The organism is Bacillus sp. ISL-75 (assembly GCF_018613095.1).
The window spans coordinates 1-13,171 of sequence record NZ_JAGGQX010000073.1 but is presented as its reverse complement, the minus strand read 5'-3'; the positions used below and the strand labels follow the sequence as shown (position 1 = coordinate 13,171).

At 33.6% G+C, this 13,171-nt stretch carries 11 protein-coding genes and 2 pseudogenes; 7 read left to right on the top strand and 6 right to left on the bottom strand.

Going from position 1 to position 13,171, the window contains the following annotated elements:
* The first annotated feature begins 76 nt into the window (after nt 1–76).
* A complete protein-coding gene (locus J7E63_RS26135) occupies nt 77–253 on the top strand; it encodes a hypothetical protein (protein WP_215017840.1) in 177 nt (58 codons plus the stop codon).
* A gap of 337 nt (nt 254–590) precedes the next feature.
* On the opposite strand, the gene J7E63_RS26130 is transcribed toward J7E63_RS26135, so the two are convergent.
* The gene (locus J7E63_RS26130) at nt 591–2,594 is read right to left on the bottom strand and encodes a galactosyltransferase-related protein (RefSeq protein ID WP_215017838.1); all 2,004 of its coding nucleotides are present in this window, start codon (nt 2,592–2,594) and stop codon (nt 591–593) included.
* A gap of 39 nt (nt 2,595–2,633) precedes the next feature.
* Complete coding sequence (locus tag J7E63_RS26125) at nt 2,634–3,437, bottom strand: UTP--glucose-1-phosphate uridylyltransferase (RefSeq protein ID WP_215017837.1); 804 nt, start codon at nt 3,435–3,437, stop codon at nt 2,634–2,636.
* Nucleotides 3,438–3,879: 442 nt separating this feature from the next.
* On the opposite strand from J7E63_RS26125, the gene J7E63_RS26120 reads away from it, so the two are divergent.
* Together J7E63_RS26120 and J7E63_RS26115 are read left to right on the top strand one after the other, a co-directional pair.
* Nucleotides 3,880–4,311: an ATP-binding protein gene (locus J7E63_RS26120; protein ID WP_215017835.1), complete on the top strand. Its 432-nt coding sequence runs from the start codon at nt 3,880–3,882 to the stop codon at nt 4,309–4,311.
* Between the two features lie 75 nt (nt 4,312–4,386).
* The gene (locus tag J7E63_RS26115) at nt 4,387–5,277 is read left to right on the top strand and encodes an ROK family protein (protein ID WP_215017834.1); all 891 of its coding nucleotides are present in this window, start codon (nt 4,387–4,389) and stop codon (nt 5,275–5,277) included.
* Between the two features lie 652 nt (nt 5,278–5,929).
* On the opposite strand, the pseudogene J7E63_RS26110 reads toward J7E63_RS26115, so the two are convergent.
* A pseudogene (locus tag J7E63_RS26110) lies at nt 5,930–6,778 on the bottom strand (Shedu anti-phage system protein SduA domain-containing protein).
* Between the two features lie 245 nt (nt 6,779–7,023).
* Nucleotides 7,024–8,058, bottom strand: a complete 1,035-nt coding sequence (locus J7E63_RS26105) for a site-2 protease family protein (RefSeq protein ID WP_215017833.1) — start codon at nt 8,056–8,058, stop codon at nt 7,024–7,026.
* 116 nt (nt 8,059–8,174) lie between these two features.
* Here J7E63_RS26105 and J7E63_RS26100 point away from each other — a divergent pair, with 116 nt between their 5' ends.
* The 3 genes from J7E63_RS26100 to J7E63_RS26090 all read left to right on the top strand — a co-directional run bounded on the left by J7E63_RS26100 (nt 8,175) and on the right by J7E63_RS26090 (nt 10,276).
* Nucleotides 8,175–9,008 (top strand): hypothetical protein, encoded by an 834-nt coding sequence (locus J7E63_RS26100; protein ID WP_215017832.1) that lies wholly within the window; start codon nt 8,175–8,177, stop codon nt 9,006–9,008.
* Nucleotides 9,001–9,444, top strand: a complete 444-nt coding sequence (locus J7E63_RS26095; protein WP_215017831.1) for a hypothetical protein — start codon at nt 9,001–9,003, stop codon at nt 9,442–9,444. The genes J7E63_RS26100 and J7E63_RS26095 overlap by 8 nt, the downstream gene beginning before the upstream one ends.
* Nucleotides 9,445–9,898: 454 nt before the next feature.
* On the top strand, nt 9,899–10,276 hold the full coding sequence (locus J7E63_RS26090) for a helix-turn-helix transcriptional regulator (protein WP_215017830.1): 378 nt from the start codon (nt 9,899–9,901) through the stop codon (nt 10,274–10,276).
* 125 nt (nt 10,277–10,401) lie between these two features.
* Here the strand turns inward: J7E63_RS26090 and J7E63_RS26085 are convergent.
* Nucleotides 10,402–11,180: pseudogene (locus tag J7E63_RS26085) on the bottom strand (Cof-type HAD-IIB family hydrolase).
* A gap of 142 nt (nt 11,181–11,322) precedes the next feature.
* Entirely contained in the window at nt 11,323–11,835 is a 513-nt protein-coding gene (locus J7E63_RS26080; protein ID WP_215017829.1) for a substrate-binding domain-containing protein, read from the bottom strand.
* 187 nt (nt 11,836–12,022) lie between these two features.
* Between J7E63_RS26080 and J7E63_RS26075 the strand changes: the two genes are divergently transcribed.
* A complete protein-coding gene (locus J7E63_RS26075) occupies nt 12,023–12,460 on the top strand; it encodes a hypothetical protein (protein WP_215017828.1) in 438 nt (145 codons plus the stop codon).
* The last annotated feature ends 711 nt before the right edge of the window (nt 12,461–13,171 follow it).

The window sequence follows — 13,171 nt, the reverse complement described above, 5'->3', positions numbered from 1 at the left end:
TTAATATTTCTGTCCAGTTAACTGTAACCTATCCACTACATTCTTCTTCCACTAACCGTTAGCAATAGGTAAGCGTTTGAGGTTATCTCCGGCTTTTCCCCTGCTCCGCACGGAACGTGCCAGTTTCCAAGCATTCCGCGTTCCATCTAGCGATGGTTTTCTTAATTATAAGAAGAAAGAAATCGTGATTAAACAATCCATTAAACGATTAGAAACACTTGGTTGTAAAGTAACAGTTGAAGCTATAGCTTAATTAATTTTTTAAAATAAGATAGATCCAATCCAGGTCCTTTTTAAAAATTTGAATTGAAAGGGTCTAGTTTCCTATTGCCAAAAATCCGCTATTGCAGTTTATTATTTCAGGATAGTTTAAGTGCAAACTTTCACAATCTCTTATAATTACTTTTAACATAAAATTACAAATTCCTATCTAAAAATTTAATACATTTTAAATACAAAAAACCTCATTTACTTATGATACGGTTCACCGTAACATATCTAAATGAGGTTTTTAAGGAGAAATGTTAGTTTTATAGTTCCTTTAAATTACCTTTATTTTGAGATAACCATATTCTAATAAAGCATTTATCTTACTTAGGGAAGGTTTTATACCATTTCTTCTTATCCAGTTCCCAATAAAAAAATTGATTGTCAGCCTTAAAAACTATTATATTTCTTCCCTCCTGAAGTTGACTTCCCATTATAGGCTCTACATTTTCAAGCTGAAAAACAGATGGTCCATACCAAGGGTGGCCAGGTGCTTTGTTGTCTCTCTTCCAAAATCCAACTCCACCATTTTTTAATTTACAGACTACTCCAAAATGACCTGAACTATTTTCAAAAAATACCGGATTTCCCGTAACGCCTTTAGCAAACGTCTCACTTTTATTCCACTTCCCATTAGGGTGTTGCCAATAGTGGGTCAAAGAAGAGTCTGATCGAACAATAAGTTCTAAACTACCAAATTTACTTTTGATTGGAAGGGAAATTGTATAATTATTTGGATTGTCTTCATACCATGGATATTCCTTGCTTTTATAATGTTTTGTATTATGTTCACTTTCAATATTTAGAAGTAGTTTCCGTACAGGATCAGCTTTGTCTCGAATCACGGGATGACATAGACCACCACTTTTGATGTTATTAAGGTAGGAAATCATTTCTTCCACTGTGAAGTAAGGACGGTATCGAATCATCTTTGAATCCATAGCATTTGGGTATTTTTTTATCCTGAATCCAAGTTCCTTTGCCATGTTTACAAAAAGTATCTCATCCGTACCGAAGGAAATCGTTTCTAATAAAGCTCTTTTTAACCTTTTCTTTCTTTCTGGTTCAAGTAATGATTTAACTATTGGACTCGAAATTACCTGACCAACATTGAAAACTCCATAGAATGGATTTACATTAAACAATTTTTTCCATCTATCAATGTCTTTCTTAAGTTCCTGTCCAATATACCAATTTTCTTCTGGAATCCCAAGCTTTACCGCCATATAATCCGTATCTTCCATTTCAGTTTGAATGAATTCTTCATATCCTTTTTTGATGAACAAAGCATCCGAATCAATATTAATAAAATATTCATACTCAATACCCAATTCTTCTAACCATTCCATTGTTTCCAGAAAATAAATGGTAGTCCACCCACGCTTTAATTTACGGCTAGAAGGACAGACAGGAACACCTAAACCATCACAAAGTGTCGGATCATTACCCCCATTGTATAAAACCATTGTACTGTTGGGGCAATAGTATCGAACATTATCAATTAGCTGCTTGACTAACTCTCTGTCTTCATGAACGAGGATAGCAAAACAAATTTTGCTTTTGGGTGATTTCATAAATTCATTTTCATAGCTGTTTAAAATATCAATATTTTTATGTTGAATCTTCTCTAGATCCCCTTTCCTTTCATGAATGAGCTTGATCATTTCCTCCTTGTTTCCACTTGCACGTTCATAACGATTGAGAAGATTACCATTGGATTTACCGTTTGGATTTGTTTGATAGCTTGAACTCGGGTGCCACAAATGGAATACTTTTCCTTTTACATTCATTATTTTACCACAAATCGTCCGGACTGCATGTGAAAAAGCATCATCTTCTCCTCCCCATCCAATAAACCGCTCATCAAAACCGTCGACTGCATCGAAGTTCTCTCTAGAAATGACAAACAGTTTTCCAGCAAATCCATCATACACCCAATTTGATTTAGTACATTCTTCAGATTTTACATCTATCGGCCACTCTGGTTTTTTATTAAGTAATCTCTCCGTACCTTGCTTTTCAATATTATAGACTTCTGTAAAAGGAACTACCCATGCTCCTTTTTTAAGTAATCTTATAGCTTCCACAATCAGGTTAGGGTCATAAACGACATCCGCATCCGCTATTACAAAAATATCTCTTGTTGCTTTTTTAGCTGCTGAATTTACAGCCTTAGATTTATTAATTTTCTCTCCATTGATTATTCCCAAACATAATTCAGCTTCGGGCATGACACGAGCATAATACTTTTTAATCCATTCAAATGCTTCCGCTCTTGGACCATGGTCCGTTTGAAAAGGAATAATTATTGAAACTTTTTCCAACACAACAACTCTCTCCTTCATATATAGAAATTAATGTATTTATCATTGTTTTTTACTCATTATTTTCATTAGTTCTACATATTCTTCTAAATTCCCAATATCGTACCGATCGCCAGATACGATTTTCCCATAGATTGATTGTATTTCCAGCAAACCTTTAATGGCATCTGTCAGCTGTATTTCCCCGTCGACACCTTCCTTTGCATACTCTAAGTATTCAAAAATCCCTGGAGTAAAAATATATCTCCCGATAACTGCCAAATCCGAAGGAGGATCTGTTTTAGGTTTTTCGACAATATTTTCAACTTCTATAAGATTATTTTTATTAGACCCTTGTATAACCCCATAATTTTTTAAAAGTTCTTGTTTCACCTGCTTTATTCCTATAACACTGCAATTTGTTTCCTTATATAAATCAATTAACTGTTTCAGAGCAGGAGATTGACTGGAAATGATAAAATCATCTGGTAATAGTACTCCAAACGGTTCGTTTCCAACAAATTCTTTCCCAAGTCGTATAGCGTCCCCAAGTCCTTTTGCATAGGGTTGTTTTATATAGCAAATATCTATTTTTGGAAGTTCTAAATGTTTAAGCATATATTCTTTATTTTTGCTTCTTAAGAAAGCCTCTAACTCTATTGAATGATCAAAATAGTCCAAAATTGAGTTTTTTGAATTTGAAGTTACGATAAGAAGTTCTTCAATACCTGACTGGACTGCCTCTTCAACAATATAATGAATTGCCGGTTTATAACCTAAAGGAAACATTTCTTTGGGTATTGCTTTTGTTATAGGAAGACATCGAGTACCGTACCCTGCAGCAGGGACGATTGCTTTCCTCACCATAACCTTTCCTCCCTTCTTTGTATTGATAAATAAATTAGAAAATTTTTACTTCTTAGTATTATGTGAATTGATATGAAATTCTGAAACGGCTTGTATCATGATTCCACTAAATAATTAGTTATTATGGAGAAACGGTTGGTTTTGTAGAAAGGCACCACCCCATCACCGTCTAAAATTTTAACCATTACCATCTTTAAACTATACCGATAATATGGATTTCTCTAATAAAGGAGTTATTCTGCTAATAGAACCCTTGGAATTGTGGGCAATATCCTTAAAAGGATATTCTATAAAAGTTTAGGATATTTATCATAGTAAATTTGTCCAGTTCAAATCATCGCTCACTCGCATTTTATAAAGTAGAAGCACTTGAGCTTATTTGCAGCTGTTTGTAGGTATCAAGAAGAGTGCAGTTACGAATCTGATTTGGGAGAGATGTAGAGTGAAACTAGGTATTATGTGTGGGATGCCTCTTAGCGGAAAATCAACATACGGTAAAATCCTTCAGAGCCAAGGGTGGGTACGTGTATCGCTTGATGATATCAGGCTAACTTTACATGGGCAAATTTATAAAGCAGAGGCTGAACCGCTCGTGTGGGAAAGCGCTGAACTCATGGTCCGGTCATTGCTAAAAAGTGGACATAAAGTGATTGTTGATACCACAAACAGAACCAGAGAGCGTCGTAAAAGATGGATACGTGTTGCTAAGGAATTCGAACTTACTTTGGAAATTTTCCACGTTGATACTGATTTTGAAATTTGTAAAGAACGTAACAAGGTGCTGAAGCGACTACCTCAAAATGTTTTAAAACAAATTTACAAGGAATTCCAAAAACCAACTTCAGAGGAGGGAACAATTATTAAGGTAATTTAGCAAAAAATCTGAAGTAAATTATCACATTACCCATTATCTAACCTCAAAAGCAGTTTTTAATTAGGAGGAAGTAAAGTGAAAAAGTATATTTGTTTTGATATTGGTGGGACAAAAGTAAAGCACGGGTTATTATTAGAAAATGGAACTATTCTTTCAAAAGATAGCTACAATACCCAATGCGTAAATCTAGAAATATTTTTAGAACAAATGGTAGAAACAATTAAGATGTATACAACCAATAACGACGTAAACGGTGTTGCTATTAGTTTGCCAGGCTTTATTAATCCCCATTCAGGTTATTCAGAACGAGCGGGCGCTGTAACTGCACTAGATAATCAGAATCTTAAAACGTTATTAGAAACAAGAATTCCTCTACAGGTTGAGATTGAAAATGATGGAAACTGTGCTGCATTAGCGGAAAAAATAAGTGGCAATGCACAAAATTGTACCGATTTTATTTGTTTGACGCTTGGCACTGGCATTGGAGGGGGGATTTTTATCGACGGGAAACTTTTGCATGGTCACAGTTTTAGAGGCAGTGAATTGGGTTTTATCATTACCCAAGCTGGAAAATATGACGGCGATATATTGCAATCCAATGCTTCTACTACTGCCTTAATTAAGTCCTATAAAAAACTCAAGGGTATAAGTGAATACGAAGAAATTAATGGAGAGAAAGTTTTTTTAGCATCTGTTAAACATGAATCGGTGAGAAGACTAATTGATGACTGGGCTAAAAACATTAGTTATGGAATTTATAATCTAGCAGCAACTTTAAACCCACAAAAAATTTTAATCGGTGGTGGAGTAATCGCCCAACAAGGTTTGTTAAGTAATATTAAAAACCATCTTGACCAGCTTTATTGGTGGAAAGATATTAAGATTCCGGTTGAAAGTTGTAAACATCAAAATGACGCGGGAATGATGGGAGCACTGTACCATTTTATACAAAAACAAGGTAGGTAATCTTTTAAAACACCCGAAGTATCATCCAGTCGTTTCATCTGAATGACATTTTCTGTCCTGAAGTAGATGAAGAAAGGGTTTTGGAACAATCTAGAAGCCAAAAGCAACATAAGGAATTTCCTCATAATTATAGAGTAGTCGTCATGACTACTCTTCAAAAAACCTCATTTACTTATGGTACGGTTCACCGTACTTGATATTAAACTTTTCAATCATTTGTAATTTTATTACAATTTTTTCTTCCACAATCTGGCCCGTTAGCCATCCATGCAGCACAAAATCATGCTGCACCACAGAGAATGAAAATGGTTAGGAAGTGTCAATACTGTTACTGACCTTAATCCAGTCAACTCTAATCCATAGACTTATTAATTATCGCTCTCCTCTTTTTTTTAACAATTGAGAAGGGTCTTCTTAAGTATTGTCATTTTTCTATCTTGAAGAAACTTATTTTCATGGTAGTTGAAGAAGAAAAATTAATTTTTGCCAAAAAAAGGGGTAGTTAGTCCTTTAACTAACTACCCTCTAATGATTGTATTAAACTAACAACAATTACAATATATTTACATTTTTTAGCTGGTTATTTAGCTTGTTAAATTGAATTATTTACTTCACAGGGCAAACCAAGAAAGGCTTAACTTCACTCCGCTATTTAGCCTTCTAACAGCTTGATTAAGCCCTTAACCCTTTCAAACAGCTCATCAAAAGTAATTACAGTCACATTTTTAAGCTCTTTTCTGTACAGCTCAAAAGAATGTGTATGTGCAGTATCAGTTAAAGTATCAAATCTGCCTGCTACAACAACACAAAAAGGGTTTATTCAAAACAGTTGGATTAGAGAAAATCTGACTCAGAATCCAAGTATTTTCTTTTAGGACACTTTGCCAAACTTCTCAGAGGTATTATGTTTGTTACCTTCCCAAACAGACAATACTTTTTTGAGGTTAGCTATCCCAATAAGACTATTAAGTTGGTCTAAATCTTTCTCTTGTAGGTTTTTAAGTCTGTCTATTATTTTATTAGGGTTATCATTTAAAACAATCCATTCCAATGTTTTCTCAAGTACATCACTCTTCTCATCCTCTAGTAGTTGAGTAAACAGATCAGCATTACTCTCAAACATTTCAATCAGTCTTTCAATATCGGGACCGCTCTTGAAAAGGTGAAAGCCTCCATATATAACGCCATACTTTTCATGTACTGCATAATGTTTCTGAATTTCTCTTGTAAGAGTCAGCATAGCCTCAGAGTTTAGCTCTAACTTTATCCATTCCTCAGCTTTCAACTTACTTAAATCTAACTCCTTATGATCTTCCCAAGAGGAATATTTACCTTTCTTTTGAAAGATGAAGCATCCTCTAACAGATGTCTCAGGATTATTAATATTGTTCACTATTTCAGGTCTAAAAATAAGTCTAGTAGTCGATGTCTTTTTCAATTCAATGTCATCACAAACAGCAGAATCTCTTGATGTTGTCCATACATTAATTTTGTCTTTCATGTTAAGTGTACGCTCCTCGAAAACTGCATTTTGATAGATTATATTATTTGGAAATCCCTTCTAACAATATACTATATTTCAGTAGATTGGAATACATTTACAAAAAAGGAAACTTAAATTAATATTTTCTGAGGGTATATAAAACATAGAAAATGTAAAGGTACAAAGTGGTGTAAATAGAAAACCAAATACAGAATATAACAAAAAGACACCGGGTTAACAGTGTCTTTCTGTTGGTTAAGCGATTACTCAATAGGTTTCATTTTATTTCTTCTGTTTTCTAGGAAAATTTGTATGTTAATCAGTCCTACAATTATGATTGCCGTCCATAGGACAAATTCAACTAAACTCATACCTAGAGATTGGCTCGATGACCATAGATTGTTGATGATAATTGGGCTATAAAGAAACATCGCCCCTAAAACTAACATGGTATAGAAAAATGTTTTAACCCATTTTTGGGGGATACCGATTGCTCCTAATAACGAATTGAAAATTGCTAATACAACACGACCTCCATCCAATACTGGTATCGGAATTAAGTTGAATAGTGCTAAGACTATACTGATTGCTGCAAACCCAAGCCAAAACTCTTGTGCTATATCTGCTGCTGATATATAAAGTCCGATTGAGTTTTCCAGATCTCTTTCTGGAGTATAAATATCCGTAAACTTAAGTTGTGTGATGAAAGAGTAATATAAGGAAATAAGAGCAATGAACTTTTGATATACAATCTTAAATGATTCTAATACTGATTGCCCTTGTTGAACAAAAAATATCGACAGCCCAACAAAAAAGCTAAGGATGTTCACAAAAATACCACCAAGATAGAATATACATTTTTGATACAAAGGTAAGTTTTCTTCTTTTTCTGCATCAGTTTTTACGAAACCCCTCCCTGGAATTAGTTTGAATTCAAAACTTATACCTTTAAATTCGAAACTGTACAAGTTGGGGCCAATTCCGATTGAAAAAACAGTGATTGGTAGGTTCATTGTTTTTGCTGCTAATAAATGCCCTAATTCATGAAGTATTATGATGAGATACAAAATTAGGTATGCTTTTCCAACCAATAGCACAATGTTCCAAGTGAGAGGGGGTGATTTAATCAAATAACCGGCAAAGGACAACACAACAAATGCATATATTGATAAGTTAAAGCTTTTTTCACTCCCATTTTCCTTCCCTTTTCCCAAAACTTCTAATACCATATAATACCCTGCGATCCCAACTAAAACTAAACCAAACAGTCCAACGCCAAGCACAAATAAATAATACATAAAACACCTCCTTGTATTTATTTTTGAATATATGATGAAGCTTGTCACATATACCTTTTTTGTTGGAAATAAATGAAAGATTATAGTCCTAAAGATACAGTGAGTATATAAGTGGAATGATCTTAGAAATAAGCGGGGGTTATTATGATTTACGAAGAATGAGTGCCACTTACATGAAAATAAAAGGATTCTCTGATGTAGATATCGCTGAAAGATTAGGTCAAGACAGTTTGCAGTCTCAAATAGTTTATACCCTTACCCTTGCACCTGAGTCTTTAAAAAAAATTAAAAAAGCAGCAAATAAAGGATTGTACAATATTGCTAACAGAATAAAAAAGGATTCAAATAGCCACGAAGTCGAATATGAATCTTTAGATACTGAAAGAGTTTTAAAACACACTTCTATGATTTTAGATACATCTAAAGATGAAACTATTGCCAAAATGTTTGCTGAAAAATTGTCAAAAGATCTTGAAGGATTAGAATTACCATCAAATTCTTATATACCCGATGGCGAGGTCCCATCCGGTTTCCCAATGCGAACACATAATTGTAACGCTCAAGCGAAAGCTACTTGTTTCCATCACACTTTGAAATGTTATAAATGTCAAAAGTATAGTCCAGATCAAGATAAATTATTAGAACATAAATCAGAATTGGCAAGGTGGATAGTATTTCTGAATCATAACAGTACTCTTTTGAAAAAAACCAAGGACAAACTTGAAAAAAAGGTCTTACCTGCAAAGATTGATGATATTGAAACGGATTTAAAAGAAGCATTTATTGAACTCTTCGTTAAATTTAACCTTGATGTTAACGATGCCAAAAAAGTTGAAAAAGAAGTGCACTCTATTGCTAAGAAATACATTCAAAAATATTACAAAAAATTCCCTAGCCCTACGGTAGAACAAATGGATATGTTTATGAGAAGTGGTGTTATAAATGGCTAATGTAAAATTTGAAAAAAATGAACTTACAAGATCAGCTGCGGGAGTTAAACGAACTTTTCGTCGTCAAGCTAAAAATGGAAAGTTTTTAGACCAAAAGCTAAATAAAACTGATGCATTAAATAAGATATCCTCTTCTTTAAAGGTTTCGATAAGAAGTTTATATAGCGGAGACCGAAAGGATTACTTGGATGAATGGTACCGTGAGCTTCTAATCGAAATTGAAGAAATTAACCAACATTTACTTGAAGAAAACGGAGAATCGTCGAAAGACGCATTAAGAATTATGAAAGTGGATGAGCTCATAAATATGTTAGAGGAAAAAAATAATATTATTCAAGCATATAACCTGAAGGTCGAAAAGCTCCAAATTCAAGTTGAAAAATTAATGAAAAAAGATATTACAAGGTACGAAAAAATCGACTCTCATTCATCTTAACATATCCTCATAAGGGGATATTTTTTTTACTTCCTATTCTTAACCTCTCCATCCATTTCATACTTACACTTTATTAAATCAAGCTTATTTAGCTAAATTTAAGTCCAATTCTTATGCCATTTGATATCATTTGAAGAATAAGAATGTGGAATAATCATTTTAACCTTGGTATTAATCACTTTATGGTACTTTTCAAATATGCTAACTCTTCATAAATTGTCCTCTAGTAACTTACTTTTGTGGAATCTCCAATTTAGCTATTGATCAATTGCAGGAACTTTGTATTATACCTTTTGGTCTCGAACCGATTATACAAAAAAATAAATATTCTGATTTAATTGGTCTTTACTTTTCACATATATTTGAAGAATCCTCTCTTAAAGCAGCTGGTTATGAAATAATATGTCAAGGTTTACTCACATCCTCAATCGCATTAATGCACCGGGCTATTAAATTGCAAAATTTGAGGAATGAAACAAAAGAAGCAAATACACTCGCCCATCGTATAAAAGAATTTATTGATAAAAATTATAAGAAAAACATAAAACTTGAGGACATCGCTGATGCATTATATATAAACAAGTATTACCTTTCCCATGTATTCAAAGATCAAATGCAAATCACACCTATTAATTACTTGATTAATCGACGAATCGGAGAAGCTAAGAACCTTTTGGTATCCACCGAGTTAAAAATAGGAGAAATTGCGAGAATTATGGGTTACGATAACACAAATTACTTTACGTTACTTTTTAAAAAGATGACCGGTGAAACACCCAAACAATTTAAAGAAAACCATAAAAAAAATCTATTTTATCATAAGAATCCTTAAATTGTATTGCTTCATAGGGTTGCCGTTACATTTCTCCAAAACTTATGCACATGAAATAAACCGAAAATATAAAGTTTCGAAAAGAAACTTAATTTTTCGGTTTTTTAAAGTTAATCGGTATGAAGTTATAACAGGCCGACCATTTGGAGCCCCTGGAAAATTCCATTTTCTTCAACAGATGTTGTTATATATTTTGCAACTGACTTTACTTTTTCTTCCGCATTCCCCATTGCCACACTATTCCTTATAGTGGAAAGCATTTCCATATCATTAAGCCCATCACCAAAGCATATTGGCGTTCCTTTGGAATACCTATTATTTCAACTATTTTTTCAATACCTTTGGCTTTTGAGCCTCCCTTTGGAACTACATCGACTGACACAGGATGCCATCTTACTAAATCAAAATCATGAAATTCCTGTTCATATTGTTTCTCCTCCCCTTCTGGACAAAAAAGGAGAGTTTGAAACAGCTCGCGTCCTTTGTAATAATGCGGATCATGCGTAGGAAAACGGCTAATTTTTAATGTAGCAATACTTTCTTTTATGTATCTATGCTCTGGAACATTAGCCTTCATATCTTCGTGATCCATAAAGACTACAGGATGATTATTTTGAAGAGCTGCTTCTGTTAGCTTTTCAAGAGAAGAGATCTTTAATGGATTTTTATATAACACTTCTCCTTTTAACACTACGTATTGCCCGTTATAACTAACAAATGTATTAATATCCAATTCTTTTCGCAAATCCTCAAACATAAAAGGAGCTCGCCCAGTTGCAATTTCTATTTCATGTCCAAGTTCCTTTAATTTAAAAATTGATTCTTTCGTTGAAAGAGGCAATTCTTTATCATGAGTTAGCAAAGTTCCATCTATATCAAAGAATATAATGCTTCTATGAGTCATTTTTGCTTCCAACTTTCAATGTGTATTTTTTTAAATTTAATTTCATTTATATTGTTTAAGTGGCTTTTTTAACAATGAACCTATGCAAAAGGCAATTAAATTGTTTCAAATAAATCACAACCAGAAATAGAGACGAATACGATTAAGCTGTTCCTCTTTCAATTAGTTTTACCGATATTTCCTTATTTAAGATATCACTATTTACCGCTTGAAGGAAAAGGCTTTTACCCATCTCTTCAAGTGGGATTTCTATTGTAGTAATATTCATCATTTTAGCTATTCGTTGATTATCGAATCCAATGATTGCAAGTTCATCTGGAATAGATATATTCTGGGTTTGACAAAAGGTAACGATTCCAGCTGCAACTTGATCGCTCGTCACCAACAATGCCGATGGCGGTGTATCCATTTCTTTTAATCGTTTAATGACTTTTTCACCGTCTTCAAAATAGAGGCACTCATCTATAATGTAATTGGGCTGGAAATGCAAATTATATTTCTTAACAAAATCCCTATATGCTTTCTCCCGATCAATGCTATTTGTCCCTGCTTTTCTACCTATACAATACCCAATTTTCCTATGACCTTTATGATACAAATATTCTAATGCACAAAAAAAGACAATTTTGGGATATGTAATCATAAAAGTAAACATTTTGGAGATTCTGTTTAAGTATGACAGAAATCCGAAAAGACCAACGATTAATCGTTGGTCTTTTATTAGTATGGGTTGATAATTGACAAATAATGGTCAGTGGAAAGAAATATGCTGGTAAAAATTTCGCTATTCAATACTGTATCTAATACAAATACTAAAATAAATATCTTAGGAGGAATCAACAATGAAATTACTTGGCCTTGGACTGGTTCTTGTATTTGCATTGACTGGATGTAATGATAATGGAACAACTCGGCAGCAACTCAAAGATAATAACGTAGCTAATAACCTAACTAACGTATCTGATGTACCAGACAATGCTAATGAAGGTCATGCTATTGGCAAAGAATTTGGTGGTAAGGGAACAGGATATGGACAAGTAAAGAAAAAGACAAATGCAGAATTGATCCAAGAATTTTTGGTTTCAAATGGTATTGAGTATTCAGATTTTCAAAAGAGTGAATACGGTTATAAATATAAAGTTCCCAGTTATAGCAGACAATACATGGATATGGTAATGGAATTTGTGGAAAAAAATATTAAGCATGAAGGCGCTGTTGGAAGTTCTGCATGGTGGACTTATGGTGGTTATTGGGTAGAAATTCAAGTTCAAGAAAAGTAAAAAAAGGACCGTCGAAAGACGATCCTTTTTAACATTTAATGGCTTCCTCGGTTTGGCGGTAATTCCTTTCCATTTATCCAATAGTTATCTTCGTAAGGTATTGCGTTTTCTTCAATAAAATCAGCTAATGACTTATTTTTGCTACTGGAACTGCTTGCGGGTGTGGAATTAGTGATAACGACATTTTCTTACTTTTAATTCTTTCAATATAGAAGTAAATTTTTCCTTCTTCCACTATCCTGCCCCGTTAACTCAATAAGAAATAGCTGCCATTTTGACAGCTACAGAAATGAATGGCAATTATATTAGTTTGTAGTTGGAATACGATTTAAAAATCTACGATAACAATAAATGGTTAATAACAATGGCACTAAACTCGATAGGCAAAGGTAAGCACCATACTGATTTAAGATTTCCGTTGTTGAGATGCTTTCAGCAAGCTTTACCCCTAAGAAATTTAAAGGCATAGTAGTCTCACCGTCTAAGCTACTAATCAATAATTGGCTACCTTCCGTTGACATCTTAAGAAATAAAAAGCAAAAACACCCCGCAATTCCTAAAAACAACCATCCCAATTTGTTTTTGATCAACTTAATAACCAAAAATCATATGAATTTCAATGGTTTTATATGGTACCGCTTCTTCAGCTAACCTGCCCGTTAGCCATTCATGAAGCGCAAAAATCAGCTCTTCACCACAGAGAATGAAAAT

Bases quoted from the DNA above. Each gene is read 5' to 3' on its own strand.
- J7E63_RS26125 (WP_215017837.1), bottom strand. From the start codon at position 3,437: ATGGTGAGGAAAGCAATCGTCCCTGCTGCAGGGTACGGTACTCGATGT.
- J7E63_RS26105 (WP_215017833.1), bottom strand. From the start codon at position 8,058: ATGTATTATTTATTTGTGCTTGGCGTTGGACTGTTTGGTTTAGTTTTA.
- J7E63_RS26100 (WP_215017832.1), top strand. From the start codon at position 8,175: ATGATCTTAGAAATAAGCGGGGGTTATTATGATTTACGAAGAATGAGT.
- J7E63_RS26095 (WP_215017831.1), top strand. From the start codon at position 9,001: ATGGCTAATGTAAAATTTGAAAAAAATGAACTTACAAGATCAGCTGCG.
- J7E63_RS26080 (WP_215017829.1), bottom strand. From the start codon at position 11,835: ATGTTTACTTTTATGATTACATATCCCAAAATTGTCTTTTTTTGTGCA.
- J7E63_RS26075 (WP_215017828.1), top strand. From the start codon at position 12,023: ATGAAATTACTTGGCCTTGGACTGGTTCTTGTATTTGCATTGACTGGA.